Origin of the sequence: Sphingobium sp. (assembly GCF_035511395.1) — a bacterium.
Lineage (GTDB): Bacteria > Pseudomonadota > Alphaproteobacteria > Sphingomonadales > Sphingomonadaceae > Sphingobium.
The window spans coordinates 1-26,547 of the sequence record NZ_DATKFP010000025.1; the positions used below are offsets into that span (position 1 = coordinate 1).

Consider the following 26,547-nt stretch of genomic DNA (forward strand, 5'->3'; position numbering starts at 1 on the left):
GCCGGCAAGTCCCTGCTCTCCGGAAGGTGGGCAGGGTATCGGGCATTCTGGCGCTCTATCTTGGGGGCCGGAAGCTCAAACGACACAAGGGATACCGCACGGCCTCCCCGGTAAACCGGGCAGGCGCGTGGTCCTGGTCCCCCGTCGTCGGTCCCGAGCAGGGGTCGGCATCCAACCCGGACGGGGTGATCTATAATTTGGGTTGGGCCGCGAAGGAGAGATCCTGAGCGGTTTTTTCGTTGGATACGCCCGCTGCTAAGGCGGGCCTCTATGGGAGTAATCAGTGATGCGCACAGGCGTGATCGCTAAGAAAGTCGGGATGACCCGTCTGTTCCAGGAGGACGGACGTCATATTCCCGTTACGGTTCTTGCCCTTGAGGGCAATCAGGTCGTGGCTCGCAAGGAAGTCGAACGTGACGGTTACGTCGCGGTTCAGCTCGGCGCGGGCGTCGCGAAGGTCAAGAATGTCGCCAAGCCGCAGCGCGGTCACTTCGCCAAGGCGGAAGTTGAGCCGAAGCAGCGTCTGGTCGAATTCCGTGTCGCCGAGGATGCGCTCCTCGATGTCGGCGCCGAAATCGCGGCCGACCACTTCATCGCCGGTCAGCTGGTCGATGTCGCCGGTCACACGCAGGGTAAGGGCTTTGCCGGTGCCATGAAGCGCTGGGGCTTCGGCGGTATGCGCGCCACCCACGGCGTGTCGATCAGCCACCGCGCCCATGGTTCGACAGGTAACCGTCAGGATCCGGGCCGCGTCTTCAAGAACAAGAAGATGGCCGGCCACATGGGTGACCGCGAGCGCACGCAGCAGAACCTTGAAATCGTCCGTACGGACGTCGAGCGTGGCCTGCTGTTCGTCAAGGGTTCGGTTCCGGGTGCCAAGGGCACCTGGCTGACCGTGAGCGATGCCGTCAAGGTGAAGCGCCCCGCCGACGTTCCGTATCCCGCCAGCCTGAAGGCTGCCGCGAACAGCAACAATGCTCCGGCCGAGACGCCTGCTGAAGAAGCAGTCGCTCCCGAAGCGTCCGAAGGCCAGGAGGGCTAAACCATGAAGGTCAATGTACAGACCCTCGACGCCGCAGCCGTCGGTGAGCTGGAGCTGAACGATGCCGTGTTCGGTATCGAGCCCCGCACCGATATTCTGCACCGCGTCGTCACCTGGCAGCTGGAAAAGCGTCGCGCTCCGGCTCGCGCTACCCGCGAGCGTTCGGATGTCGCTCGCACCGGCAAGAAGTTCGGTCGCCAGAAGGGCGGCGGTACGGCTCGTCACGGCGATCGCAAGGCCCCTGTGTTCATCGGCGGTGGTAAGGCTCACGGTGCTCGCGCCCGTGACTTCGGCCACGATCTGAACAAGAAGGTTCGCGCGCTCGGCCTGAAGATGGCCCTGTCGTCGAAGGCCAAGGACGGATCGCTGATCGTTCTGGACAGCTTCGATGTGGCGGAAGGCAAGACCAAGAATCTGGTCGCGCACCTCGCCAAGCTGAACCTGACCAAGGCGCTGTTCATCGACGGCGATGCCGTGAACGTCAGCTTCGCGAAGGCTTCGGCCAACATCATCGGCGTAAACCTGCTGCCGGCCGTTGGCGCCAACGTCTACGACATCCTGAAGGCCGATTCGCTGGTGCTTACCCGCGCCGCGGTCGAAAAGCTGGAGGCCCGTTTCAATGGCTAAGAAAGAAGCCGCGACCGTGGACAACCGTCACTTCGACGTCGTTGTCGCGCCGCACATCACCGAGAAGTCGACCCTTCTCTCCGAAAACAACGCCGTTGTTTTCAAGGTTGCTGGCGATGCCACCAAGCCGGAGATCAAGGCGGCTGTCGAAGCCCTGTTCGGCGTGACCGTCAAGGCGGTCAACACGCTGGTGCAGAAGGGCAAGGTCAAGCGCTGGAAGGGCAAGCCCTACAAGCGTTCGGACGTCAAGAAGGCGATTGTCACGCTGGCCGAAGGCCAGTCGATTGACATCACCACCGGTATCTGAGGCGGGATAGATGGCACTCAAGCACTATAACCCGACGAGCCCCGCCCAGCGCGGCCTGATCCTCGTCGACAAGTCGAGCCTGCACAAGGGTAAGCCCGTCAAGGCGCTGACCGAAGGCAAGCGCAAGACCGGTGGCCGTAACAACAAGGGTCATGTGACCTCGCGTGGTATCGGTGGCGGTCACAAGCAGCGTTACCGCATCATCGACTTCAAGCGTCGCCTGTGGGACGTGGAAGGTACGGTCGAGCGTATGGAATATGACCCCAACCGCACCGCCTTCATCGCGCTGGTCAACTATCCCGATGGCACCCAGGCCTATATCCTGGCGCCGCAGCGTCTGGCTCCCGGCGACAAGGTCGTCGCGGGCAAGAAGACCGACGTGAAGCCGGGTAACGCGATGGAACTCGGCCAGATGCCGGTCGGCACCATCATCCACAATATCGAGATGAAGCCTGGCAAGGGTGGTCAGCTCTGCCGTTCGGCAGGCACCTACGCCCAGCTGGTCGGTCGCGATCGTGGCATGGTGATGGTCCGCCTGTCGTCGGGCGAACAGCGCTACATCCGTTCGGACTGCATGGGCACCGTTGGCGCCGTGTCGAACCCGGACAACGCCAACACCAACCTTGCCAAAGCAGGTCGTAACCGTTGGAACGGTATCCGCCCGCTGACGCGCGGTGTTGCGAAGAACCCGGTCGATCACCCGCATGGTGGTGGTGAAGGCCGGACCTCGGGCGGCCGTCATCCGGTCACGCCCTGGGGCAAGCCGACCAAGGGTGCGCGCACCCGCCACAACAAGGCGACGGACAAGTTCATCATCCGTAGCCGCCACGCGAAGAAGAAGAGGTAAGCGAGATGGCTCGTTCCGTCTGGAAAGGTCCGTTCGTGGACCTCAGCCTTCTGAAGAAGGCGGAAACGGCGCAGGACGCCGGTGGCCGTACCGGTCCGATCAAGACCTGGTCGCGCCGTTCCACCATCCTGCCGCAGTTCGTTGGTCTGACGTTCAACGTCTATAACGGCCGCAAGCATGTTCCGGTCCTCGTGAACGAGGAAATGGTTGGTCACAAGCTGGGCGAATTCGCTCCGACCCGCTACTTCCCCGGCCACGCTGCCGACAAGAAGGGCAAGCGCTAATGAGCAAGGAAAAGGCTCCCCGTCGCGTTGCCGACAATGAGGCGCTGGCCGTTGGCACGCAGATCCGTGGTTCGGCACAGAAGCTGAACCTGGTCGCCACGCTCATCCGCGGCCGCAAGGTCGAGGACGCGCTGAACATCCTTGCCTTCTCGAAGAAGGCGATGGCTGTCGACGTGCGCAAGGTGCTGGCTTCGGCCATCGCCAATGCGGAAAACAACCACAATCTGGACGTCGACGCTCTGGTCGTCGCGGAAGCATCGGTGGGCAAGAGCTTCACCCTGAAGCGCTTCCACGCTCGCGGCCGCGGCAAGTCGACCCGGATCCTCAAGCCCTTCAGCCGCGTGCGCATCGTCGTGCGTGAAGCTGGCGAAGAAGCGGAGGCGTAAGCACATGGGTCACAAGAGCAATCCGATCGGTCTGCGTCTTCAGATCAACCGTACCTGGGACAGCCGCTGGTTCGCCGAAGGCGCCGACTATGGTCGCCTGCTGCTGGAGGATCTGAAGATCCGCCAGTTCATCATGAAGAACCTGCCGCAGGCCGCGATCTCCAAGGTCGTGATCGAGCGTCCGGCCAAGCTGTGCCGCGTATCGATCTACGCTGCCCGTCCCGGTGTCATCATCGGCAAGAAGGGCGCGGACATCGAGAAGCTGCGCAAGAAGCTGGGCAGCCTGACCTCTTCGGACGTCAGCCTGAACATCGTCGAAATCCGCAAGCCGGAAGTCGACTCCAAGCTCGTTGCGCAGGGCATCGCCGACCAGCTGGAACGCCGCGTTGCCTTCCGTCGCGCCATGAAGCGTGCGGTGCAGTCGGCTCTCCGTCTGGGCGCTGAAGGCATCAAGATCACCTGCGGTGGTCGTCTGGGCGGCGCGGAAATCGCGCGCGTGGAATGGTATCGCGAAGGCCGCGTTCCGCTGCACACCCTGCGTGCGAACGTCGACTATGCCGAAGCCACGGCACACACCGCCTATGGCGTGTGCGGTATCAAGGTGTGGATCTTCAAGGGTGAAATCCTTGGTCACGATCCGATGGCCACCGACCGGCTGATGCTGGAGGCTCAGACCTCCGGCGTGCGCCCGGCGCGCTGAGAATAAGGTAGGTATAGCGTCATGCTGCAACCGAAAAAAATGAAGTTCCGCAAGACCTTCAAGGGCCGGATCAAGGGCGACGCCAAGGGCGGTTCGGCTTTGAACTTCGGTTCCTATGGTCTGAAGGCTCTGGAACCCGAGCGCGTCACCGCACGTCAGATCGAAGCGGCCCGCCGTGCGATCACCCGCCACATCCGCCGTCAGGGCCGTTTGTGGATCCGCGTGTTCCCCGACGTGCCGGTTTCCAAGAAGCCTGCCGAAGTCCGTCAGGGCAAGGGTAAGGGTTCGGTCGAATATTGGGCTGCTCGCGTCAAGCCGGGCCGCATCCTGTTCGAACTGGACGGTGTGCCCGGTCCGCTCGCAGCAGAGGCCTTCTCGCGCGCCGCGATGAAGCTGCCCATCAAGACGAAGGTCGTTGCCCGCCTCGGCGACACCTCGCACCTGGAGGGTTAAGCTGTGGCGAACGTTGCAGACCTCAAGACCAAGACGGACGACGAACTGTCGACCGAACTCAACAACCTGAAGCGCGAGCAGTTCAATCTGCGCTTCCAGGCGGCCACCAACCAGCTGGAAAAGCCCAGCCGCGTGCGTGAAGTCCGTCGGTCGATCGCGCAGATCAAGACCCTGCAGACCGAGCGTTCGCGCTCGGCCGCGAAGTAAAGGAAACACACGATGCCCAAGCGCGTGCTGACGGGAACGGTGGTTTCCGACAAGACCGACAAGACGGTGGTGGTTCGGGTGGAGCGCAAGGTAAAGCATGCGCTCTACGGCAAGATCATCCGTCTGTCGAAGAAGTACCATGCCCATGACGAGGGCAATGTCTACAAGGAAGGCGAAACGGTCCGCATCGAAGAGACCGCTCCGATTTCCAAGCTCAAGACCTGGAAGGTCATCGAGCGCGTGGACACCCACAAGTCGCCGGAAACGGCGGCCTGAGGGAGGCTCTTTGAGCCTTTGAACTAAAAATGCAGCGCGGGGCTGGCCTTTTCCTCCGGGAAAGGGTACAGGCCCGCGCTTCGCGTAGAGTCAAAGGCTCGGTTCGAGTCTCTATGCACTTGAATTCGGAACCGCCGGGAATTGTCCCGGTAGGCCAAATAAGAAGGAACCGGATCCATGATCCAGATGCAATCCAATCTTGACGTCGCTGACAACAGCGGCGCCAAGCGCGTCCAGTGCATCAAGGTGCTGGGCGGCTCGAAGCGTCGCTTCGCGAGCGTAGGCGACATCATCGTCGTCTCGATCAAGGAAGCTGCGCCTCGTGGCAAGGTGAAGAAGGGCGACGTGCATCGTGCTGTCATCGTGCGCACCGCCAAGGACGTGCGTCGCGCTGATGGCAGCGTGATTCGCTTCGACGGCAATGCCGCTGTGCTCATCAACAAGAACGAGGAGCCGATCGGCACCCGTATCTTTGGCCCCGTCGTTCGCGAACTGCGCGCCAAGAAGCACATGAAGATCATCTCGCTCGCTCCCGAGGTGCTGTAATGAGCGCTGCCAAGATCAAGAAGGGCGACAAGATCGTCGTCCTGGCCGGCAAGGACAAGGGCCGTACCGGCGCCGTCCTCCAGGTCATGCCCAAGGAGGACCGCGTCCTCGTCGAAGGCATCAACGTGCATGCGCGTCACCGCAAGCCCGATCAGGCCAACCCGCAGGGTGGCATCGATCGCAAGCCTGCGCCGCTGCACATTTCGAATGTCGCTGTCGCCGACAAGGATGGCAAGCCGACCCGCGTCCGTTTCGAGGATCGCGACGGCAAGAAGGTCCGCGTTGCCGTCAAGTCCGGTGAGGTGCTGTAATGGCCGACAAGTATATCCCGCGCTCGAAGGCGATCTATGACGCCGAAATCGCCAAGGCGATGACCGAGAAGTTCGGTTACAAGAACGTCATGGAAGTCCCCAAGATCGAGAAGATCACGCTCAACATGGGCGTGGGCGAAGCGACCCAGGACAAGAAGAAGGTCACGCAGGCCGCCGAGGAAATGGAGCTGATCGCCGGTCAGAAGCCGGTCATCACCAAGGCTCGCAAGTCGATCGCGCAGTTTAAGCTGCGTGAAGGCATGCCGATCGGTGCCAAGGTCACGCTGCGCCGCGAGCGTATGTATGAATTCTTGGACCGCCTGATTAACATCGCTCTGCCGCGCGTTCGCGACTTTCGTGGTCTGAACCCGAAGAGCTTCGATGGTCGTGGCAACTACGCCTTTGGCATCAAGGAACAGCTGATCTTCCCGGAAATCAGCTATGACAAGATCGACAAGGTGCGTGGCATGGACATCATCGTGACCACCACGGCGAAGACGGACGACGAAGCGCGCGAACTGCTGCGCCTCTTCGGTTTCCCCTTCCCGATCGAAGAGAAGCAGGCGGCCTAACCGGCCCCGCTTCTCTCCCAAACGCTTAAGCTAAGGAAGAGAACTTAAGTCATGGCGAAACTGAGTTCGATCAACAAGAACGAGCGCCGCAAGAAGCTGGTGAAGAAATATGCCGGCCGCTATGCGAAGCTCAAGGCGATCGCGAATGATACCGCGGCCGACGACAGCGATCGTCTGATCGCGCGTCTGAAGATGGCGGAGATCCCCCGCAACGGCAATCCGACCCGCGTTCGGAACCGCTGCGAACTGACGGGCCGTCCCCGCGCTTACTACCGCAAATTCCGTCTCTGCCGCGTGCAGCTGCGTGATCTGGCCAACAAGGGCCTGATCCCCGGCGTCACCAAGTCGAGCTGGTAAGGATCATTTGAGATGGCATTGACCGATCCCCTGGGTGATATGCTCACCCGCATCCGCAACGGGCAGCAGGCGAAGAAGGACAGCGTTATGTCCCCCGCGTCGAAGCTGCGCGCCCGCGTGCTCGACGTGCTCCAGCGCGAAGGCTATATCCGCGGTTATTCCGAGGAAGCCCTCGGCAAGCACCCCGGCCTGCGCATCGAGCTGAAATATTTCGAGGGACAGCCTGCGATCAAGCATGTCGCCCGCGTGTCCAAGCCTGGCCGCCGCGTTTATTCGGGTTCCAAGGAACTTCCGGTGATCCGCAATGGTCTTGGCATCACCATTGTCTCGACGCCTCGTGGCGTTCTGTCCGACGCCGAAGCGCGTGAACAGAATGTCGGCGGCGAAGTGCTGGCGGAGGTGTTCTGATGAGCCGCACTGGTAAGAAGCCGGTTGCCGTCCCAGCGGGCGTCACCGCGTCGATCGCCGATGGCGAGCTGTCGGTAAAGGGCCCCAAGGGTACCCTGAGCCTGCCGCTGGCCGACGAAGTCACCTACAGCATCGAAGACGGTTCGATCGCGGTGAAGCCTGCCAATGACAGCAAGCGTGCTCGCGCTTTCTGGGGCATGCAGCGCACCCTGATCGCCAACCTGATCACCGGCGTGACCGAGGGCTACAGCAAGAAGCTGCTCATCACCGGTGTCGGTTATCGTGCGGACGCCAAGGGCAAGGTTCTGAACCTGAAGCTCGGCTATTCGCATGACGTCGACTTCGACGTGCCGGAAGGCATCGAGATCAAGACCCCGGATAACACCACGGTTGAGATCAGCGGCATCGACAAGCAGAAGGTGGGTCAGGTTGCCGCCGAGATCCGCCGCTGGCGCAAGCCCGAACCCTATAAGGGCAAGGGTATCAAGTACGCCGGCGAGTTCATCTTCCGCAAGGAAGGGAAGAAGAAGTAAGATGGCAAAGCTTTCCCTCTTCGCGCGGCGTCGTCGCCGCGTTCGCACTGCGCTCAAGGCTGTTGCTGGCAACAAGCCCCGTCTGAGCGTCCATCGTTCGGGCCAGCACATCTACGCCCAGGTCATTGACGACGTCGCCGGCAAGACCGTCGCGTCGGCATCGACCCTGGACAAGGATGTGGGTTCGAAGGCTCTGGGCAAGACCGGCGCCTCCTCCGAAGCTGCCGCTGACGTTGGCAAGCGCGTCGCCGCCGCGGCGACCGCCGCTGGCGTCACCAGGGTCGTGTTCGACCGTGGTGGCTTCCTGTTCCATGGCCGCGTCAAGGCGCTGGCCGATGCCGCCCGTGAAGGCGGGCTGGAGTTCTGATCATGGCTGACGAAAACACCAACGAAGTCGTCGCACCCGTCGAGGGCGCCGAGGCGGCACCGACCGAAGGTCGTGGTCCCGGCCGTGGCCGTGGCAACCGTGGCGGTGGCGATCGCAACCGTGGCGAGCGTGGCGGCCGTGGCCGTCGCGACGACCGTCGCGGTAACCGCGATGAGGAGCAGGGCGAGGAGCTGATCGAGAAGCTGGTTCACATCAACCGCGTCTCGAAGACCGTCAAGGGCGGTAAGCGCTTCGGTTTCGCTGCTCTGGTCGTCGTCGGCGATGGCAAGGGCCGTGCGGGCTTCGGCCATGGCAAGGCACGCGAAGTGCCCGAAGCCATCAGCAAGGCGACTGCCGCTGCCAAGAAGGCAATGGTTCGCGTTCCGCTGAAGGAAGGTCGCACCTTGCACCATGACGGCCTGGGCCACTTCGGCGCCGGCAAGGTGACTGTCCGTTCGGCGCCTGCCGGTACGGGTATCATCGCCGGTGGTCCGATGCGCGCCGTGTTCGAAAGCCTCGGCGTCGCAGACGTCGTGACCAAGTCGAACGGCACGTCGAATCCCTACAACATGATCCGTGCGACCTTCGCGGCGTTGGGCGAACAGACCAGCCCGAAGTCGGTGGCGCAGCGCCGTGGCAAGAAGGTCGCCGACCTTCTGCGTCGCGGTGGTGCCTCGGCCGAAGTCGCGCAGGCTGACGCCGAAGCGATTGCGGAGTAACTGACATGGCGAAGATCAAGATCAAGCAGATCGGTTCGCCGATCCGTCGCCCCGAAGCCCAGAAGAAGATTCTGATCGGCCTCGGCCTTGGCAAGATGAACCGCGTGGTGGAGCTGGAAGACACTGCGGAAGTCCGCGGCGCCGTGGCCAAGCTGCCCCACATGGTGGCCGTGGTTGAAGGCTAAGCCCTTCGATCCATCGAAATGAAGCGAGAGAGGGGGAAACCCCTCTTTCGTTTTTTGTGAAGGGGCGCTATTGGCGCGCCTTCACTATCCCGGTTAAAGGCCGGGATATCATGCCGGATGGAGCGTCCTTTCGAGGAGACCCCCGGTTATCTGGTCAGACGCGATCCATAAGGGCGCATCTGGCTGCCTGCGGTCCCAGCCTTCGCTGGGACTTGGGCATGATTGCCGGAAGGCGATCATGCCTCGCGCGACAAAAGCGAAAGCGAGTGCAAACATGACCAAGCTTAACGAACTCAATGACAATGCCGGTGCCCGCAAGGGTCGGATGCGTGTCGGCCGTGGTATCGGCTCGGGCAAGGGCAAGACCGCCGGTCGCGGCCAGAAGGGCGCGAAGGCGCGTTCGGGCGTCAGCATCAACGGCTTCGAGGGTGGCCAGATGCCGCTCCACATGCGTATCCCGAAGCGCGGCTTCAACAACATCTTCGCCAAGGATTACGCGATCGTGAACTTGGGCGAAGTGCAGAAGGCGATCGACGCCGGTAAGCTGGACGCCAACGCAACCGTCGACCAGGCAGCGCTGAACGCTGCCAGCCTGACCCGTGGTGGCAAGGACGGCGTCCGTCTGCTCGCCAAGGGCGAACTGACCGCCAAGGTCAGCTTCCTGATTGCCGGCGCGTCGAAGAGCGCTGTCGAGGCAGTCGAAAAGGTCGGCGGCAAGGTCGACGTGATCGAAGTCGTCCCGGCTGCCGAGAAGGCCAAGGCGAAGAAGGGCACGGCCCTTGCCGCCAAGAAGGCCGCAGCGAAGGCCTGATTTCGGCTTTCCTAGTCTTGCAAGCATGACCCCGCTGCCCGATATGGGTCGGCGGGGTCTTGTGCATCGGGGGACGCTGTTTGTCGCTTTGGGCGATTTCGAGGGAAATGGCATATTTCCCGACTTGGAAATCGCGCAGAGAAAACCGGGGATCGCCCTGACGAAATAGGTCAGGATGAAACCCGGATGACGATTCCCGGTTCGACAGCGCCCCATGTCCCCGTTAAGGGGATTCCGATTCCGGCCCGTATCGTATTCGGGCAAGAGTGATTTGAAGGGCAGCCACCATGGCATCGAGAGCCGACCAGCTCGCATCCAATCTCAGCCTCGCGAAATTCAGCCAGGCGACCGACCTCAAGAAGCGCCTGTGGTTTACCCTCGGCGCGCTGATCGTCTTCCGGTTCCTGAGCTTCGTGCCGCTGCCGGGCGTCGATCCGACCGCGCTGTCGCAGCTCTACAGTCAGACCAACGGCGGCATCCTCGACATCTTCAACACCTTCTCGGGTGGTTCGCTGTCGCGCATGAGCCTGATCGCGCTGGGCGTCATGCCCTATATCACCGCGTCGATCGTGGTGCAGCTCGGCGCCTCCCTCTCGCCCCAGCTGGCGGCGATCAAGAAGGAAGGCGAAAGCGGCCGCAAGAAGCTGAACCAGTATACCCGCTACGGCACGGTCGGCCTGACTGCCGTGCAGGGCTATTTCATCGCGGTTGGTCTTGAAAGCTTCGGCGCCCAGTCGGGTGTTGCCGCCGTGATCGAACCTGGCCTGCTTTTCCGCCTGACCGCCGTCGTCTCGCTGATCGGCGGTACGATGTTCCTGATGTGGCTGGGCGAGCAGATAACCTCGCGGGGGATCGGCAACGGCACCAGCCTCATCATCATGGCGGGCATCGTTGCCCAGCTTCCGGTGACGCTGAGCAACCTGTTCAAGTCCGGCCGCGAGGGTTCGATCTCCGGGCTGCTGATCATGGCGATCATCGTGCTGGCCTTTGGCCTGATCGCGCTGATCTGCTTCATGGAGCGTGCCCAGCGTCGCGTGCTGATTCAATATCCCAAGCGCCAGACGCGCCAGGGGTTGATGCAGGCCGACCGCAGCCACCTGCCGCTGAAGGTCAACACCGCAGGCGTCATCCCGCCGATCTTCGCGTCGTCGCTGTTGCTGATGCCGCTCACCATCTCGCAGTTCGCCGGTCAGACCGTCGCGGGTGAGAGCAAGTGGGGCGATTTCATCCTGTCGCTCAACCAGTATCTGTCACACGGTAGCCCGGTCTACATGGCGTTCTATGGTCTGGGCATCGTCTTCTTCTGCTTCTTCTACACCGCCGTGGTGTTCAATCCGGAAGAGACGGCCGACAATCTGAAGCGCAATGGCGGCTTCATTCCCGGCATCCGTCCTGGCAAGAACACCGAAAACTATCTCGACTATGTGCTGACGCGCATCACCGTCATCGGGGCGGCCTATCTGGCTTTCATCTGCCTGGTGCCGGAATTCGCCATCGCACGGGCGGGCATTCCCTTCTACCTTGGTGGGACTAGCCTGCTGATCGTCGTCAATGTTACGGTCGATACCGTGACCCAGATCCAGAGCCATCTTCTCGCCCATCAATATGGCGACCTGATCAAGAAGGCGAAGCTGAAGGGACGCCTGCGCTGAGGGGCGCAGGCATGCGATAAAAGCGCAAGACTAAGGGGAGTGTGCGCATCATGAATATCATTCTGCTTGGCCCTCCGGGCGCCGGTAAGGGAACCCAGGCAACCCGGCTGGTCGACAGTCGGGGGATGGTGCAGCTGTCGACGGGCGATATGCTGCGTGCGGCGGTCAAGGCCGCGACGCCGGTGGGCCTTCAGGCCAAGGCGCTGATGGAATCCGGCGCTTTGGTACCTGATGAAGTCGTGTCGGGCATCATCGGTGAAGCGCTGGACGCGTTGACGCCGGATACGGGCGTCATCTTTGACGGCTACCCGCGCACCGAGGCCCAGGCCCATTCGCTCGACACCATTTTATCGGATCGCAATCGCACGCTTGACCATGTGATCGAGCTGGAAGTGGATGAGGATGCGCTGGTCGAGCGCATTACCGGCCGTTTCACCTGCGCGACTTGCGGTGCAGGCTATCATGACAGCTTCAAGCAGCCCAAGGTCGAGGGCGAATGCGACAAGTGCCATGGGCATGAGTTCAAGCGTCGCCCTGATGACAATGAGGAAACTGTGCGCACGCGCATGGCCGAATATCGCGCCAAGACCGCGCCGATCCTGCCGATCTACGAGGCGCGCGGCATCGTGTCGAGGGTCGACGGCATGGCGGACATGGACGTCGTGACCGTCGCCATCGCCGCGATATTGGATAGCGACGCGGCCTGAGCTATTCTGCCTCCCGGAAGAGGGGAGGCAGATATGCGCATTTTCGGGTTACTGGCATGGGCTGGTGCGGCTATGGCCGTGCCGGCCCATTCTGCTGTCACGGGCACAAGCGAACAGGGCTTCGCGACCGAAAGCAGTATTGAGGTCGCCGCGAGCGGCGAGGCGGTTTACGCCCTATTGGCCGAGCCGGGCCGCTGGTGGAGCGATTCCCACACCTATAGCGGCGATTCCGCCAACATGACGATCGACGCGCGCGGGGGTGGCTGTTTCTGCGAGACAATCCCGTCCAAGGATGGGGCGGCGGGTTCGGTCGAGCATGGGCGGATCATCTATGCGGCGCCGGGAAGGCAATTGCGATTATCGGGCGCGTTAGGGCCGTTACAGGTCGAAGGCGTGACCGGGACGCTGGACTTCACGATCGCGCCGTTCGGCAAAGGTGTGAAGGTCAAGATGACCTATGTCGTGGGCGGCTATGTGCGCGCCGGCCCGGCGACCATTGCGCCGCTGGTGGATAAGGTGCTGGGCGAACAGCTGGCCGGACTGAAGCGGGCGGCCGAATCGGCGGCCCGTTAGACAGCCGCCGATTTCCACCAAGGCCGGGAAACTGTCTCAATCTGGCAAGCAATCAGCAAAAATTGGCGGATTTTTGCCTGAATATTAACCATGTTCATGCCGGATTTATTGCTACGCCATTGCTATGAAGGCGTATGGCTGATGCGCCGCCTTCTCGGGGCCGCTTGACGGAATTGGACGCATTGCGCGGCATCGGCGCCTTGTGCGTGCTGATTTTCCATTATTCCACCCGGTTTCATGAACTGTTTCCGCAAGCAGCGCATGTGCCGTTCAGCTTCCCCGGCGGCAATTACCGGGTGTTGCTGTTCTTCACCATTTCGGGCTTCGCGATCTTTTTCACCCTTGATCGGATCGGATCGGTAGCCGATTTCTTCATCAATCGCTTTGCCCGTCTCTATCCGGCCTATCTGGTCGCGATGATGCTGACGCTGTCGATCGAGTATCTGGCGCAGGCGACTCAGCTTCTCGTCGGTCCCTTCGCGATCCTTGCCAACCTGACCATGTTACAGGGTTTCGCCTTCATTCCCGAGGTGGACGGCGCCTACTGGACGCTCAATATCGAGATCGCTTTCTATTTCTGCATGATCGCGCTGTGGCGATTTGGCGGCGTACGCAGGCTGGAGCCGCTACTGACTGTCTGGCTCGGCATACGCTGGGTTTATGCGTTGTGGCCGGACATGCCCGAGCGGGTGATCCTGCTGCTGGTGCTGCGCTATCTGCCTTTCTTCGTTATCGGCATGTTGTCCTATCGGGTCTGGAAGGGACAGCGTAGGTGGCGGCAACAGGCGCCCTATGCCGTGCTGGCGATCGCGTCGGTGGCGACGATGGAGACATGGGACATCACCGTACTGGCATGCGTTCTGCTGGCGGTTTTTGCAGCGCTGATACGCGGACATCTGCATTTTCTGGCTTTGCGCCCGCTCACCTGGCTGGGCGGGATCAGTTATTCCTTCTACCTGATCCATCAGCATGTCGGCTTCGTCGTCATGCTCGAATTTGCAAAGGCGGGATATAGCCCCTGGATCGGTTTTGCCGCCGCCTTCACCGTCGCGTTGCTGTTAGGGACGGCGATCAACCGCCTGGTCGAGCGACCGGCCGGAGAAGCCATTCTTGCCTGGTGGAAGCGTCGTCGCGCGGCCCGCGCGCCATTACTCGACGCGGCGCCCAGCCAGACATAGAAAGCAGTCAGGCATAGAAAAAGGGCGCGGTCGTTTCCGACCACGCCCTTTCTGATCCGAGATGGTCGACTTACTGCGCGACCGGCGCCGCTGCTGCCGCATTGGCGGGCAGGCCGCCCATCTGCGTCACCATCTTGGTATACGCGTCGAGATAGGCGAGTACGATCACCTGGCCGATGTCGGTATTCTGATAGCCGCCGCCGCCTACCGCAGCCAGGCCGCCCATCCAGCCCAGGCCGCCACCGCCGCCGAAGCTGAGGTCCGATTTGCGGAAATAGCCTTCCGCCATAACCTCTTCCTCGGTGGTGCGAGCGTTGACCACCGACAGCATGACGTTGGCTTCGCTCTTCTTGATCGAAATGCCGCCGGCCAGCGCGCCGAGGGTGCGACCGCCCAGAAAGCCGCCGACCAGTCCGCCCAGCGCATTGCCGCCGCTATTCTTGTTGGTGGTGACGATGTCGGGCTGGATGAAATAGTCCGCGGCCTTCACCTGACCCTTGCCGAGGTTCGACCCTGCCTGCAACTCGCCCGAATCCGCCATGGCGCGTTCCATGTTGCGGCTGGCCATCGAGCGACCACGATTGACGATACCGAAGCAGCCGGACTGCTGCACGAACAGCTTGATGATTGCCTCGGGGCTGCCGAGGTTCAGTTCGCGCCACCACTGATTGTCGGGTTCGACGATCGCGACAGTGCCGAGCCGCTTGGTGCAGCGGGGAATTTCCATCTGCTTCTTGGCCTGGACCTGGCGGCCCGAGGAACCCTTGTCAGCCGCGAGAGCAGGCGACATGGCGAGTGCAAGGCAAACCGTGGAGGCAGCCAGCGTCTTCAATACACGCATTTCAAGAACCCCGTTCTTTGCTTGATCTAAAATGGAATTTCGTGCGCCCCGGATATTTTGCTGGAGCGTATCACAGCGTTGCACCGCTTCCAAGCAAGGGGCTACACATGACGATCCTTGTCATGGTTCAGGTCGGGCTGAAGATCAGCGCGCGCGACCCTGCTGACAGCGCGCAGAATCGCTGCTATCGGCGCTGCCCATGACCGACTTGTCCCATATCCGTAATTTTTCGATCATCGCGCATATCGACCATGGCAAGTCGACGCTTGCCGACCGTCTGATCCAGCGTACCGGGGGCCTCACCGACCGCGAGATGTCGGCGCAGGTGCTCGACAATATGGATATCGAGAAGGAACGCGGCATCACCATCAAGGCGCAGACCGTCCGCCTCGACTACACCGCAAAGAATGGCGAGACCTATGAGCTGAACCTCATGGACACGCCGGGCCATGTCGACTTCGCCTATGAAGTGTCGCGCAGCCTTGCCGCGTGCGAGGGCGCGCTGCTGGTCGTGGACGCCGCGCAGGGCGTGGAAGCGCAGACGCTGGCCAACGTCTATCAGTCGATCGAGCATGATCATGAGATCGTCCCGGTCCTGAACAAGATCGACCTGCCCGCAGCCGAGCCGGAAAAGGTCCGCGCCGAGATCGAGGAAGTGATCGGCCTCGATGCGTCCGAAGCGGTGCTGGCCAGCGCCAAGTCGGGCATCGGTATCGACGATATCCTCGAAGCCATCGTCACCAAGATTCCGCCGCCCAAGGGCGACCGCAATGCTCCGCTGGAGGCGATGCTGGTCGACAGCTGGTACGACCCCTATCTGGGCGTCGTCATCCTGGTACGCGTCGTGAATGGCGTCATCAGGAAGGGGCAGGCGATCAAGTTCATGATCGGCGGCACCGAACATCTGATCGACCGCGTCGGTTGTATGCGCCCGAAGATCGAAGCGCTGCCCGAGCTGGCCGCTGGCGAGATCGGCTTCATCACCGCGCAGATCAAGGAAATCGCCCAGACCAGAGTGGGCGACACGATCACGACGGTCAAGAATGGCGCGACCAAGGCGCTGCCGGGGTTCAAGGAAGTGCAGCCGGTCGTGTTCTGCGGCCTGTTCCCGGTCGACGCCAATGATTTCGAAAAACTGCGCGAATCGATCAGCAAGTTGCGCCTCAACGACGCCAGCTTCTCCTTCGAGATGGAAACGTCGGCGGCGCTGGGCTTTGGTTTCCGCTGCGGTTTCCTGGGCCTTCTCCATCTGGAGATCATCCAGGAGCGGCTGAGCCGCGAATATGATCTGGACCTGATCACCACCGCGCCGTCGGTGGTCTATGAGATGCACATGAAGGACGGGACCGTGAAGCATCTTCACAATCCCGCCGACATGCCCGATCCCAACCATATCGAGATGATCGAGGAACCGTGGATCGAGGCGGTGATCTACTGCCCCGACGAATATCTGGGTTCCATCCTGAAGCTCTGCCAGGACCGGCGCGGCATCCAGAAGAACCTGACCTACGTCGGCGGTCGCGCGCAGGTCACCTACGAACTGCCACTCAACGAGGTGGTGTTCGACTTCTACGATCGCCTGAAGTCGATCAGCCGTGGCTATGCCAGCTTCGACTATCATCAGATCGGTACGCGCGAAGGCGATCTGGTCAAGATGAGCATCCTCGTCAACAATGAGCCGGTCGACGCGCTGTCGATGATCGTCCACCGCAGCGCCGCCGAGGCGCGCGGGCGGCATATGTGCGAGCGGCTGAAGGATCTGATCCCCCGCCATCTGTTCAAGATCCCGATTCAGGCGGCGATTGGCGGCAAGGTGATAGCGCGCGAGACGATCGCGGCGATGCGCAAGGACGTCACGGCGAAATGCTATGGCGGCGACATCACCCGCAAGAAGAAGCTGCTGGAGAAGCAGAAGGAAGGCAAGAAGCGGATGCGCGAATATGGCAGCGTCCAGATCCCGCAGGAAGCCTTCATCGCCGCCCTGCGCATGGGCGACGAGAACTGAAATTGAAAAAGCTCCGTCGCCGCTGGCGGCGGGGCTTTGCTTTTCACCGTCAGATGATGTCGGTGATGGCGAAGGCGTCGACGGTCTTCAGTCCTGTCAGGATGACGGCCTGATCGATCGTTCCGTCGCCATTGCCGTCCCAGAATAGCCAGCCATCCGTCGACCCGGCGACGAACACCGCCTGCGCACCCGAAGGCCCGGCGAGAGCCTGCGCCGCAGACAGGCCGTCTGCATAATTTGAGGACGCGACCGTCGTTTCGGCATAGCGGCTCGGCGCGCCGACAAAGGCGTCGATATCGACCTTGTCGAAGCCGGTCGCGAAGTCCGTGATCGTGTCGTTAGACCCGGCATTGGCCGATGTATCGCCGAACGCGAACTGGAAAATGTCGCCATCCGCGCCGCCGGTCATGAGATCCTTGCCCTTGCCGCCGATCAACGTGTCCGCACCGGCCTGTCCACGCAGCGTGTCATTGGAATCGCCGCCGTCCAGCCAGTCATTGCCGTCGCCGCCGTCGAGCAGGTCGAGCATTGCTCCGCCCAGCAGCCGATCATTGCCCGTATTGCCTGTCAGCGTGTCGTTATCGTCGCCACCTTCCAATATATCATCACCGCCGCCGCCGTCGATCGTGTCCGCGCCGGCCAGCCCCAGGATGCGGTTGGCCGCGCCGTTGCCGGCGATGATGTTGGCCAGCGTATTGCCGGTCCCGTCGATCGCGCTGCTGCCGCTCAGAGTCAGTTTCTCGACCTCATTTGCAAGCACATAGCTGACCGATGCGTAGACCAGGTCGGTGCCGCCGCCGGATAGTTCGATGACGATGTCGTCATTGCTGCTGTTGCCGTCATCGGACCAGGCATCCACATAATAGGTGTCGTTGCTGTCGCCGCCCTCCATCCTGTCCGCGCCGGTGCCGCCATCGATCGAATCGCTGCCGGCGCCGCCCTGCAACCAGTCGTTACCCGCATTGCCGGCGAGTATGTCGGTTCCCGCACCGCCGATGACCGTATCATCGCCATCGCCGCCGGAAAGGGTATCGTTGCCGTTGCCGCCATCGATCAGATTTGCAGAGGCATTGCCGTCGATGACATTATTGAGGTCGTTGCCCCAGCCAGAAATGGCGCCAGTGCCCGACAGCGTCAGATTTTCGACGTTGAGGGCCAGGCGATAGCTGACCGTTGCGATCACGCGATCCGTGCCCGAATTGGCAGCCTCTATCACCTGATCGTCATCAGGATTCCAGCCATTGTCCGACCAGGTGTCGACATAATAGGTGTCGTTGCCGACGCCCCCATCCATATAGTCGGCACCGGCACCACCATCGATGCTGTCATTACCGCCCTTGGCAGAGATGGTGTCGTTGAGCGCTGTCGTCTGATAGGCGCCGGTCGCCGTGGGCGAGAACGTCTCGTTGGCGCCATTGCCGTTCAGCGTGCGGCCGATTTCGTTGACGTCGGTGATCGTCACCGCAATCGCCTGCTGGTCGGAATAGCTGCCGTCGCTTGCCGCGACGACGACGTCATAGACATTGTTCGCGCCGGCATCGAGCGGATGCTCAAAATCAGCGGCCGCCGCGAAGCGCAGTGCGCCGGTCGTCGTATCGATCAGGAACAGGGCTGCGTCGGCACCACCGACGATATTGTAGCTGAGCGGTGATCCGTCCGCATCCGTCGCGACCACGGTCGCAACCGCGGTGCCATTTTCCGCCATGGACAGGGCTGCGCTCGCTCCCCCGCCATTGGAGGTGATGACCGGCGCGGTGTCGTTGAGGTTGGCCACGCTCACCGACAGCGCCTGGCTGTCGGTCGCCACACCGTCACTGGCGGCTACCGTGACCTGATAGACATTGTCGTGATCGGCGTCGGTGGCAGCCTCATAGTCGGGAGCCGTCCGGAACCGCAGGATGCCGCTGTTTGTATCGATCTGGAAAAGCGCCGCGTCTGCGCCGCCAGTGATCTGGTAGGTGAGCGGGCTGCCATCCGCATCGGTGGCGACGACGGTTGTCACCGTCAGGCTGTTTTCGGCGACCGAGACAGAGGCCGTCGTTCCGCCGCCATTGGAAGTCACGACCGGGGCGGTATCGTTCAGATTGGCGACGGATACGGCCAGCGTCTGCCACGACGCATTGGTGCCGTCGCTGGCGGCGACCGTCACCTGATAGACATTGTCCTGATTGGCGTCGGTCGGCGCCTCATAATCGGGCGCGGTCTTGAAGCTGAGCGCACCGGTTTGCGCATCGATCGTGAATCGTGCGCCGTCTGCGCCGCCGACGATCGTGTAGCTGACCGGATCGCCATCGGGGTCGCTTGCCACGATTGTGGTTGCCGCGATCAGATTTTCATTGATGGTGATTGATGCATTGCGTCCGCCGGTGATGATGGGTGCATTGCCATCGGCCACGTTCAGAACGGTGATCGCAAGCTGCTGCTGCCCGATGCCGCCGGCCAGATCGTCGGCCGCGACAATCACGTCGTAGACATTGTTACCATCGGCATCGACCGCATTTTCGAAATCGGGCGTCGCGCGGAAGGTCAGCGCGCCGGTCGTCCCGTCGATGACGAACAGAGCGGCATCCGCGCCGCCCAGTATTCGGTAGACAAGCGACTGGCCGACATCCGGATCGGTCGCCTGCACGGTCGTGACCGGGGCGGTGCTGTTTTCCGAAATGCTGATCGCCGCGCTGGCACCGCCTCCATTCGACACGATCGTCGGCGGCGTGCTGAGGTTGGTGGCGTCGAGGGTGATATCGGCGAATCGAAAGAATTCGACGTTGCGGAGCGTGTCGGAACCATCATTGGTACCGGTGCGCTGGTCGGTCAGCGTGACCGATCCGTCGGCATTGGTGCGCAGCAGATAATCGGTGCGGTTACCGGAGAAGACGACCGTATCGATATCCGCGCCGCCATCGATCGCGTCGGAGCCGGCGGTAGCCAATATGGTGTCGTCACCCGCGTCGCCGCTCAGATAGTCGTTGCCCTCGCCGCCATCGAGCATGTCGTTGTTGCCACCGCCGAACAACTCGTCATTGCCGCCGCCGCCGAACAACTGGTCGTCGCCTGCGCCGCCCTGGAGCTTGTCCTTGTTCGCGGTGCCGGGATCGTCACCGTAGAGAATGTCGTTACCACTGCCGCCAATCAGCGAATCGGCGCCATCGCCGCCGAACAGTTGGTCATTATCGTCGCCGCCGTCGAGTGTATCGTCGCGCCCGCCGCCATAAATGACGTCATCTCCGCGCTGGCCGTAGAGCGTATCATAGCTGCGGCTGCCATCGGCGCCGAAATCGTCGCCATAAATCAGGTCGTTGCCGTCGCCGCCATAGATGACGTCGGCGCCGGCAAAGCCCATGATGAAATCGTCGCCAGCCTCGCCGTAGAAGACGTCGGCACCCGCACCGCCGATGATCTTGTCATTGCCGTCGCCCGCATAGATCTTCATGTCCTTGCCATAGGCGACGCCGCCGGGACCATGGGCCGTCAGGTCGACCAGATCGTCGCCGCCGCCAAGGTACATCAGTTGGATATTCTGGAATCCGCCCAGCCCGTCGTTGAACGTGCCATTATTATAGGCGATGAAATCGTTGCTGTTCGACCCGTAGATGGCGTCATAGCGGTCGCCGATCACCAGATCGGTCGAGCCATAGACATTCGACCCGGTCAGCTGGAAGATCGTCCCATTCATCAGGTGGAGGGACGTGTTCCAGGCGAAACTCACGAAGGTGGCATCCACCCTGATATTATTCTGGTTCGCATCCTTGTTGAACAGATAGAAGCTGTCCGCCGAAGATGTACCCGTCAGCGTTTGGCTGCCGAGAATATTGTAATAGTTTGCCATGGAATCCTCGCCCGCAGCCAGAAGCGCATGGACTCTGCCCCACATGCGGGGGCACGTCAGCTTTCCATCGGGGTGGTCGACGCGTCAGAGGGGGTAGGCAGTGGGTGGCGTTATGTCCTTTGGGACAACCGAGCCTGTGCGGACACTCGCTTTGTCGCAGACCGGCTGTCTGATCAACGGGCGCACCAGTCCGTCGGTTGGCGCGACCAGGTGGTAGCGGTGTCCGTGCCCGACATGGCTGCGTGCCCCCCTCCCGGCATCGTCGCACGGAGCGAAGGCTTTCTCGATACCTGTCGGTTCGACTAGAGTTTTCGTACCCTCGGATGCGGGAAGCGCCTGTCTGATCAGCATGGCGGAGCAGGTCGCAACAACAGGCGCGACTAGCAATATCACAATGAGGAGGAGGCGCGCGTCACTCCGCTTCTCGTTCAGCCAGTGGCTGGTGCTGGCCAGCTTGCTATGATTCACGATATTTTCAAGCCTTTTTATTAACTTGGATCATCAGAATTTTGGTCAACCGGGGATGGGCGAGCGTGGCTTGACGATCGGCCGGCACCATGATCAAGTCGGGCTTGCCCAAATAGTTTGGAGGCGGCGTGAGCGAAACCTGGCTGTATGACGAACATCCCGCGATGTTTCGCGCGCATCCATTCCTCTTCATTCTGCTACTGGTTTCGGTCGTCGGGATTGTGGCGATTGGGATCTGGTGGGTGATTCACAAGGGCGAGCGGCTGGCGCTCTCGGAACGGGAAGTGCTGATGGAAAGGGGTTTGCTATCCAAGCAGCGGACCGAGATTGCGCTGTCGAGCATCAGGTCGGTGCGCATCACTCAGAGTCTGGGCCAGCGTCTCCTTGGCGTTGGCCATGTCGAACTGTTCAGTGCAGGTGATATCGCGGAAATCGCGATCAAGAATATGCCGCGACCAGACCGCATTCGCGCGATTGCCGCCGCCCGAAACGTCGATTTGCTGCCACAAAGATAGAAGATTTCGTCCAGCCCCTTGACTTGGGCGGATTTATTTCAACGATAGCGTAACCATAGGGGGTCGCGAGAACCCCTGCTTTCGCAAGAGGACGCCATGTCAGGAAGGTCGATCCGCAAACGGGCGGACGGCGCTGCAAAGGGGTGTCTCCATGGTGGGCTTGCGAGTGATGCCGTCTTTGTCGGATTTGACGGCCGAACAGCGGGCGGAAATCCGCCAGGCGTGTGGCTTTGCCTGCGTGCGCTGCGGCGTGACGATCTATCGTTATCTGGGATTGCCTGACGGACCGGGCGCGACCCTCCTATGTCCGACTTGCCACGGCCTGGTCGAGGAAGGGCGGCTGACCGCCACCCAGGTGCATAGTTTTCATGCCAATCCGGTGGTGCGCCAGCGGCATTTCGCGCGCGATCGACTGCCCTTTTCGGCTGAATTGCCCCAACTGATCATCGGCGGATCGCGGATGCTGCGCGACACGCCGATTCCGATCACCCTTGATGGCGAACCGATCCTGATGTTTGCACCCCCACGTCGGACCAATGGCGCGACACGAATCAGCGTACGGCTTGGATCGCCCGACGGGGATGCGACCCAGATCATCGATGGTAATGAGTGGAAGCCGACGAACGGCAACTGGCATTTCCTGCTGCGGGGGGACCGCTATTCGATGATGGCGTCGCGAGGGGATGGTCTTTGCGTCCTGCGGATTGTCGCGCGCAACCGGATCGCGGTGGAGCATCTGCGAACCATCATCAATGGACGCCGGCTGGAAGTCACGCCGGACTGGCTGGAAATTGACGGCAAGCGCCATGTCGACCGGATCGGCAGCGGGACATTGATCGGGCTGGAACTATAGGTTCGCGGCTTTTCCTTATATTGCTCAATCTTGCTTCATATTTCAGTTTATGTCGCTTTCGGCTGGCTGGCACTACCCTTTCGCTCTTCTCTGTAAGAAAATATTGCCCGGTCGATCGGGTGTAAGCCTTTGATTGACCGACCTCCACCTGCGCAACAACAGCAGTTCCAATTCTAACGCGACTTAGTCGCAATATTAGATTTGGGGGACTATTGATGTCAGTTTCTTCGTGCCGATTCGGGCGCATTTGCCTGCTCCGCGTGAGCCTGATGGCCATGACCGGTGCCATGTCCATGCCGGCCCTGGCGGCGGGCGCGACACCCGACGCCGATGCGGACCAGTCAGGCGCGATCGTCGTGACTGCCGCAGGCTATGAGCAGAATATCATTGAGGCGCCCGCCAGCATCACCGTGCTGGGCCGCGAGGAATTGCAGGAAAAGCGGTTCGGCAGCCTCGCCGAAGCGTTGCAGGACGTGCAGGGTGTCGACGTCGGCGGCGAGGCGGGCAAGACCGGCGGCCTCAACATCTCGATCCGCGGCATGCCCAGCGACTATACGCTGGTCCTGATCGACGGCCGCCGCCAGAATGCGCCGGGCGGTGTCACGCCCAACGGTTTTGGCGAAACCTCCACCAGCTTTCTGCCGCCTTTTTCCGCGATCGACCGGATCGAGGTAGTGCGCGGTCCCATGTCCACCCTCTACGGGTCGGATGCGATGGGCGGCGTCGTCAACATCATCACCCGCAAGGTCGGCAATCGCTGGGTCGGCACCGCCAGCGTGGAAAGCACGATCCAGGGCGACGACCGCTTCGGTAATATCCAGTCGATCAACGGCTTTGCCCAGGGGCCGATCGTCAAGGATCTCGTCGGCCTGACCCTGCGCGGCAGCGTCTTCCATCGCGAGGGATCGAATATCGACATCCCCGGCGATCCGGCGCTGACGCTGGGGCGCAACCCGGTGCGGTCGGACATCTACACCTATGGCGGACGCCTCAGCATCACGCCGCATGCCGACCATGATCTGTGGGTCGAATATGACCGCAACGAGCAGAGCTACGACAATAGCGAAGGGCAGTTGGGTACGCTGGGGTCGGGCGGCTACGCGCCGGAGCAGCGGTTCAACCGCAGCAATTATGTACTCGCGCATAGCTGGCGCATGGGCTTCGGTCAGCTCGACACGACGCTGACCCGCAATGAAACGAAGACGATCGGCCGCCTGATCCCCAACGGCACGCCCGGCGCCGTGCCCGGCAGCGCGCGCACGCTGGAGGCGCGCAACGACATTCTCGACTCGCGCTTCGCGGGCAAGGCCGGGCCGGTCGCCTTCACCGTGGGTGGTCAATATTGGAAGGCCCGCATGGTCGAAGGGGTCGCGCCCGAACCGTTCAAATTCACCCAGTGGGCTGGCTTTGCCGAGGCGACACTGACCGTGACCGACGGCTTCAATGTGACCGGCGGCGCGCGCTATGACAATCACAGCACCTTCGGCGACAAATGGTCGCCGCGCGCCTATGCGGTGTGGAACATCAACGATGTGCTGACCCTGAAGGGCGGCGTCAGCCGCGGCTTCAAGACGCCGCGCGTCGAGCAGATCGCGGAAGGCATCGTCGGCTTCGGCGGGCAGGGCCGCATTCCTCTGATCGGGACGCCCGGCCTGACCCCGGAAACCAGCACCAGCTATGAAGCCGGTCTCTATTATGACGGGCAGGGTTTCTTCAGCGGTAACGTCACCCTGTTCAACAATGATTTCGACGACAAGATCGCATCCGGCCCCGGCATCCCCAATTGCCAGTTCGCGGGCAATCCCAACCGGCCGGGCTGTCTGGATGTGGGACCGTTCCCGACCGTCGACCTGCTGGGCCAATCGATCAACATAGACAAGGCGCGCACGCGCGGGGTCGAAGTCGCGAGCCGCTTCGCCTTCACGCCTGCGCTCTCGCTGTCGGTCAACTACACCTACACGGAAACCGAGCAGTTGAGCGGTGCGGAGGAAGGTCTGCCGCTGGTGGGAATGCCCAAACATATGCTGAACGGCAATCTGCGCTGGAAGCTGAGCGACAAGGCCAGCGTCTGGGCTCGCGCAGAGGTCCGCTCCAGCCGCTATCGGGGCAATAATGCGCAGCAGACGGTGGTGGGCGATTTCCGCAGCTATGAGGTGTTCCACCTCGGTGGGTCGTATCAGATCGCCCCGGCCTTCCGTCTGGCCGCGACGGTCTATAACGTCCTCGACACCGACTATGCGGTCTATGTGCCCTATCAGAGCGGAACGGCGACGGTGTATACGCCTGCTTATTCGATCAATCAGGAAGGTCGCCGCCTCTGGCTATCGGCAACGGTCGACTTCTAACCGATCCGGCGGGTCCGGCGGGTCCGGCGGGTTCGGCGGGAATGAACCCCCGCCGGGCCGTCAGGCCAGCGTGACGAAAATCTCGGCTTCCAGCAGCCATACGCCGCCGCCTTCGCGCCACTTGGCGGCATAGCTGCCCGACGCCTGCACTTGTCCGTTGGCCGCGCTGCTGCCCTGCCAATGCCCCTGTTCCATCGCGATCGGTTCGACAGGAGAGATGGTGACGCTCTCGGTCAGGCGGTTGTAGATAAGCCGGTGGGGGGACGCGAACTCCCGCTTCCACGCCATGAGTTGCGCCTTGCGCCCGGCGATCACGGCGCTGTCCGATCCGGTGACGAGAATCGCATCGCGCGCCAGCATCGGCTCGATGGCCTTGAGGTCGGCCTCGGCCAGCGCCCGATTGAAGGTCGCACGAGCCATGCGGATGGCGAGGTCAGCGGAAGCGGTCATGGTGCTTGCTTCAAAACGAACGGGAAGTAAGCGGCTTATCCGCAGCGCGCCGATGTGATCACCATCTGCGCATCATAGCTGACGGTCAGCCGATCGGGGCGGAAGTCCATCGTCATCGCCGTATCGGGACCACCCCAGCGCAGCGTCTTTGCGCCTGACGCCTTGAGCAGTTCCGCGCCGACGTCCGCGCTCGCCTTTTGCCCGGTGAAGCGTTCCAGCCCGTCATTCTTGCATGGTCCCTCGGTAGCGGGCGGGGGCGTCTCCGGCCCTTGCCCGTTCGCGCCCGCGCAGGCGGAGAGGGGTAGGGCGATCACCGCTGCGATCATGCCAAAAGCTGTCGTCCGCATGTCCATCTTCCTCATTCCGTCCGCGTCATCTTGAGCCGGCCATTCTTGACCGCAAAGGCCAGCCGCCCCTCGACCAGATCGACCGCATCGCGGCCGAACTGTTCATAACGCCAGCCTTCGAGGATCGACAGGCCTTCGCGTACGCCAGCCGCCAGCGCATCGATATCGTCGCTGCGTGCGATCAGTCGCGCCGCCACGTCGATGTCGCGCGAACGAATCTTGAGCAGCAGCTTCAGCAGGTCGGCGACCAGCGCGCCATCCTTGCCCAGACCCGGCCGCTTGGGATCCCGCTCTGGCATTTCCTCCTTGCCCAGCGGCTTGTGCGCGGCGATTGCGTTCATCAACCGCGCGCCGATGTCGTTGGTCCGCCAGGTGGCCGAAAGCCCGCGCACCTTGCCCAGATCCTCCTGCGCACGCGGCGGGTGGCTGGCGATGTCGGCCAGCGTCTCGTCCTTGACGATGCGGCCGCGCGGCAGATTCTTGTCCTGCGCTTCCATTTCGCGCCATGCGGCCAGCGCCTTCAACCGGCCCAGCACATCCGCCTTGCGGCTGGCGATGCGCACGCGCTTCCATGCGTCCTGCGGGTCGTTCTCGTAATTGCTCGGATCGCTGATCCGCTCCATTTCCTGGTCGAGCCAGTCGCCGCGCCCGGTCTTGCGCAGCTCTTCCAGCATCTTGGGGAAAATCTGGATCAGATAGGTCACGTCGCCGATCGCATAGTCGATCTGCCGCTTGTCGAGCGGGCGGCGCGCCCAGTCGGTGAAGCGCGCACCCTTGTCCAGCTGGACGCCCATCCACGCGTCGACCAGATTGCCATAGCCGATCTGCTCGCCCAGACCCAATGCCATG

At 62.0% G+C, this 26,547-nt stretch carries 33 protein-coding genes; 28 read left to right on the forward strand and 5 right to left on the reverse strand.

Going from position 1 to position 26,547, the window contains the following annotated elements; genetic code table 11:
* Positions 1-286 precede the first annotated feature (286 nt).
* The 24 genes from rplC (at position 287) to VMR39_RS01240 (ending at position 14,048) form a co-directional block, all read left to right on the forward strand.
* Positions 287-1,042, forward strand: coding sequence for a 50S ribosomal protein L3 (rplC, locus tag VMR39_RS01125; protein ID WP_325413524.1), 756 nt, complete (start codon positions 287-289; stop codon positions 1,040-1,042).
* A gap of 3 nt (positions 1,043-1,045) precedes the next feature.
* Positions 1,046-1,669, forward strand: coding sequence for a 50S ribosomal protein L4 (gene rplD / locus VMR39_RS01130; protein WP_325413526.1), 624 nt, complete (start codon positions 1,046-1,048; stop codon positions 1,667-1,669).
* A complete protein-coding gene (locus VMR39_RS01135; RefSeq protein WP_325413528.1) occupies positions 1,662-1,976 on the forward strand; it encodes a 50S ribosomal protein L23 in 315 nt (104 codons plus the stop codon). Before rplD ends, VMR39_RS01135 begins: the two co-directional genes overlap by 8 nt.
* 10 nt (positions 1,977-1,986) lie before the next feature.
* Positions 1,987-2,823, forward strand: a complete 837-nt coding sequence (gene rplB, locus VMR39_RS01140; RefSeq protein ID WP_325413530.1) for a 50S ribosomal protein L2 — start codon at positions 1,987-1,989, stop codon at positions 2,821-2,823.
* Between the two features lie 5 nt (positions 2,824-2,828).
* Entirely contained in the window at positions 2,829-3,107 is a 279-nt protein-coding gene (rpsS, locus tag VMR39_RS01145) for a 30S ribosomal protein S19 (RefSeq protein ID WP_066859638.1), read from the forward strand.
* Positions 3,107-3,493: a 50S ribosomal protein L22 gene (gene rplV / locus VMR39_RS01150; protein ID WP_004208717.1), complete on the forward strand. Its 387-nt coding sequence runs from the start codon at positions 3,107-3,109 to the stop codon at positions 3,491-3,493. The genes rpsS and rplV overlap by 1 nt, the downstream gene beginning before the upstream one ends.
* Before the next feature lie 4 nt (positions 3,494-3,497).
* Entirely contained in the window at positions 3,498-4,193 is a 696-nt protein-coding gene (gene rpsC, locus VMR39_RS01155) for a 30S ribosomal protein S3 (protein WP_150291164.1), read from the forward strand.
* 21 nt (positions 4,194-4,214) lie between these two features.
* Positions 4,215-4,646 carry a 50S ribosomal protein L16 gene (rplP, locus tag VMR39_RS01160; protein WP_179043900.1) on the forward strand — a complete coding sequence of 144 codons (432 nt, stop codon included), beginning with the start codon at positions 4,215-4,217 and terminating at the stop codon, positions 4,644-4,646.
* A gap of 3 nt (positions 4,647-4,649) precedes the next feature.
* Positions 4,650-4,853: a 50S ribosomal protein L29 gene (gene rpmC / locus VMR39_RS01165; protein WP_066700948.1), complete on the forward strand. Its 204-nt coding sequence runs from the start codon at positions 4,650-4,652 to the stop codon at positions 4,851-4,853.
* A 12-nt stretch (positions 4,854-4,865) separates the two neighbouring features.
* A complete protein-coding gene (rpsQ, locus tag VMR39_RS01170; RefSeq protein WP_009820639.1) occupies positions 4,866-5,129 on the forward strand; it encodes a 30S ribosomal protein S17 in 264 nt (87 codons plus the stop codon).
* 177 nt (positions 5,130-5,306) lie between these two features.
* Positions 5,307-5,675 (forward strand): 50S ribosomal protein L14, encoded by a 369-nt coding sequence (gene rplN / locus VMR39_RS01175; RefSeq protein WP_007686569.1) that lies wholly within the window; start codon positions 5,307-5,309, stop codon positions 5,673-5,675.
* On the forward strand, positions 5,675-5,986 hold the full coding sequence (gene rplX / locus VMR39_RS01180) for a 50S ribosomal protein L24 (protein ID WP_325413540.1): 312 nt from the start codon (positions 5,675-5,677) through the stop codon (positions 5,984-5,986). The genes rplN and rplX overlap by 1 nt, the downstream gene beginning before the upstream one ends.
* Complete coding sequence (rplE, locus tag VMR39_RS01185; RefSeq protein WP_325413542.1) at positions 5,986-6,558, forward strand: 50S ribosomal protein L5; 573 nt, start codon at positions 5,986-5,988, stop codon at positions 6,556-6,558. Before rplX ends, rplE begins: the two co-directional genes overlap by 1 nt.
* A gap of 51 nt (positions 6,559-6,609) precedes the next feature.
* A complete protein-coding gene (rpsN, locus tag VMR39_RS01190; protein ID WP_007707881.1) occupies positions 6,610-6,915 on the forward strand; it encodes a 30S ribosomal protein S14 in 306 nt (101 codons plus the stop codon).
* Positions 6,916-6,927: 12 nt separating this feature from the next.
* Entirely contained in the window at positions 6,928-7,323 is a 396-nt protein-coding gene (gene rpsH / locus VMR39_RS01195) for a 30S ribosomal protein S8 (RefSeq protein ID WP_325413545.1), read from the forward strand.
* Complete coding sequence (gene rplF, locus VMR39_RS01200; protein WP_325413547.1) at positions 7,323-7,856, forward strand: 50S ribosomal protein L6; 534 nt, start codon at positions 7,323-7,325, stop codon at positions 7,854-7,856. The genes rpsH and rplF overlap by 1 nt, the downstream gene beginning before the upstream one ends.
* Position 7,857: 1 nt before the next feature.
* Entirely contained in the window at positions 7,858-8,223 is a 366-nt protein-coding gene (rplR, locus tag VMR39_RS01205) for a 50S ribosomal protein L18 (protein WP_325413548.1), read from the forward strand.
* 2 nt (positions 8,224-8,225) lie between these two features.
* Positions 8,226-8,942: a 30S ribosomal protein S5 gene (rpsE, locus tag VMR39_RS01210; RefSeq protein ID WP_325413550.1), complete on the forward strand. Its 717-nt coding sequence runs from the start codon at positions 8,226-8,228 to the stop codon at positions 8,940-8,942.
* Between the two features lie 5 nt (positions 8,943-8,947).
* Complete coding sequence (gene rpmD / locus VMR39_RS01215; protein ID WP_325413552.1) at positions 8,948-9,127, forward strand: 50S ribosomal protein L30; 180 nt, start codon at positions 8,948-8,950, stop codon at positions 9,125-9,127.
* A gap of 274 nt (positions 9,128-9,401) precedes the next feature.
* Entirely contained in the window at positions 9,402-9,938 is a 537-nt protein-coding gene (rplO, locus tag VMR39_RS01220) for a 50S ribosomal protein L15 (RefSeq protein WP_325413554.1), read from the forward strand.
* Positions 9,939-10,225: 287 nt separating this feature from the next.
* A complete protein-coding gene (gene secY / locus VMR39_RS01225) occupies positions 10,226-11,590 on the forward strand; it encodes a preprotein translocase subunit SecY (protein WP_325413556.1) in 1,365 nt (454 codons plus the stop codon).
* A gap of 50 nt (positions 11,591-11,640) precedes the next feature.
* Positions 11,641-12,297, forward strand: a complete 657-nt coding sequence (locus tag VMR39_RS01230; RefSeq protein WP_325413558.1) for an adenylate kinase — start codon at positions 11,641-11,643, stop codon at positions 12,295-12,297.
* 33 nt (positions 12,298-12,330) lie between these two features.
* Positions 12,331-12,870: an SRPBCC family protein gene (locus tag VMR39_RS01235; RefSeq protein ID WP_325413560.1), complete on the forward strand. Its 540-nt coding sequence runs from the start codon at positions 12,331-12,333 to the stop codon at positions 12,868-12,870.
* Between the two features lie 134 nt (positions 12,871-13,004).
* Positions 13,005-14,048, forward strand: coding sequence for an acyltransferase (locus VMR39_RS01240; protein WP_325413562.1), 1,044 nt, complete (start codon positions 13,005-13,007; stop codon positions 14,046-14,048).
* A gap of 70 nt (positions 14,049-14,118) precedes the next feature.
* Here the strand turns inward: VMR39_RS01240 and VMR39_RS01245 are convergent, their stop codons facing one another.
* On the reverse strand, positions 14,119-14,889 hold the full coding sequence (locus tag VMR39_RS01245; RefSeq protein WP_325413564.1) for a CsgG/HfaB family protein: 771 nt from the start codon (positions 14,887-14,889) through the stop codon (positions 14,119-14,121).
* A 199-nt stretch (positions 14,890-15,088) separates the two neighbouring features.
* Here VMR39_RS01245 and lepA point away from each other — a divergent pair, with 199 nt between their 5' ends.
* Positions 15,089-16,894 carry a translation elongation factor 4 gene (lepA, locus tag VMR39_RS01250; RefSeq protein ID WP_325413566.1) on the forward strand — a complete coding sequence of 602 codons (1,806 nt, stop codon included), beginning with the start codon at positions 15,089-15,091 and terminating at the stop codon, positions 16,892-16,894.
* A 49-nt stretch (positions 16,895-16,943) separates the two neighbouring features.
* On the opposite strand, the gene VMR39_RS01255 is transcribed toward lepA, so the two are convergent.
* Positions 16,944-20,720, reverse strand: coding sequence for a beta strand repeat-containing protein (locus tag VMR39_RS01255; protein WP_325413567.1), 3,777 nt, complete (start codon positions 20,718-20,720; stop codon positions 16,944-16,946).
* Positions 20,721-21,316: 596 nt separating this feature from the next.
* Between VMR39_RS01255 and VMR39_RS01260 the strand changes: the two genes are divergently transcribed.
* From VMR39_RS01260 to VMR39_RS01270, 3 genes are all read left to right on the forward strand, one after another.
* Positions 21,317-21,703 carry a PH domain-containing protein gene (locus tag VMR39_RS01260; RefSeq protein ID WP_325413569.1) on the forward strand — a complete coding sequence of 129 codons (387 nt, stop codon included), beginning with the start codon at positions 21,317-21,319 and terminating at the stop codon, positions 21,701-21,703.
* A 151-nt stretch (positions 21,704-21,854) separates the two neighbouring features.
* A complete protein-coding gene (locus VMR39_RS01265; protein ID WP_325413571.1) occupies positions 21,855-22,556 on the forward strand; it encodes a hypothetical protein in 702 nt (233 codons plus the stop codon).
* A 287-nt stretch (positions 22,557-22,843) separates the two neighbouring features.
* Complete coding sequence (locus VMR39_RS01270; protein ID WP_325413573.1) at positions 22,844-24,901, forward strand: TonB-dependent receptor domain-containing protein; 2,058 nt, start codon at positions 22,844-22,846, stop codon at positions 24,899-24,901.
* Between the two features lie 60 nt (positions 24,902-24,961).
* On the opposite strand, the gene VMR39_RS01275 is transcribed toward VMR39_RS01270, so the two are convergent.
* The 3 genes from VMR39_RS01275 to VMR39_RS01285 form a co-directional block, all read right to left on the reverse strand.
* On the reverse strand, positions 24,962-25,351 hold the full coding sequence (locus VMR39_RS01275; RefSeq protein WP_325413574.1) for a nuclear transport factor 2 family protein: 390 nt from the start codon (positions 25,349-25,351) through the stop codon (positions 24,962-24,964).
* A 35-nt stretch (positions 25,352-25,386) separates the two neighbouring features.
* Positions 25,387-25,698: an I78 family peptidase inhibitor gene (locus tag VMR39_RS01280; protein ID WP_325413576.1), complete on the reverse strand. Its 312-nt coding sequence runs from the start codon at positions 25,696-25,698 to the stop codon at positions 25,387-25,389.
* Between the two features lie 11 nt (positions 25,699-25,709).
* Positions 25,710-26,547 (reverse strand): ribonuclease D (locus tag VMR39_RS01285; protein ID WP_325413578.1); only part of this gene is annotated, 838 nt, incomplete at its 5' end.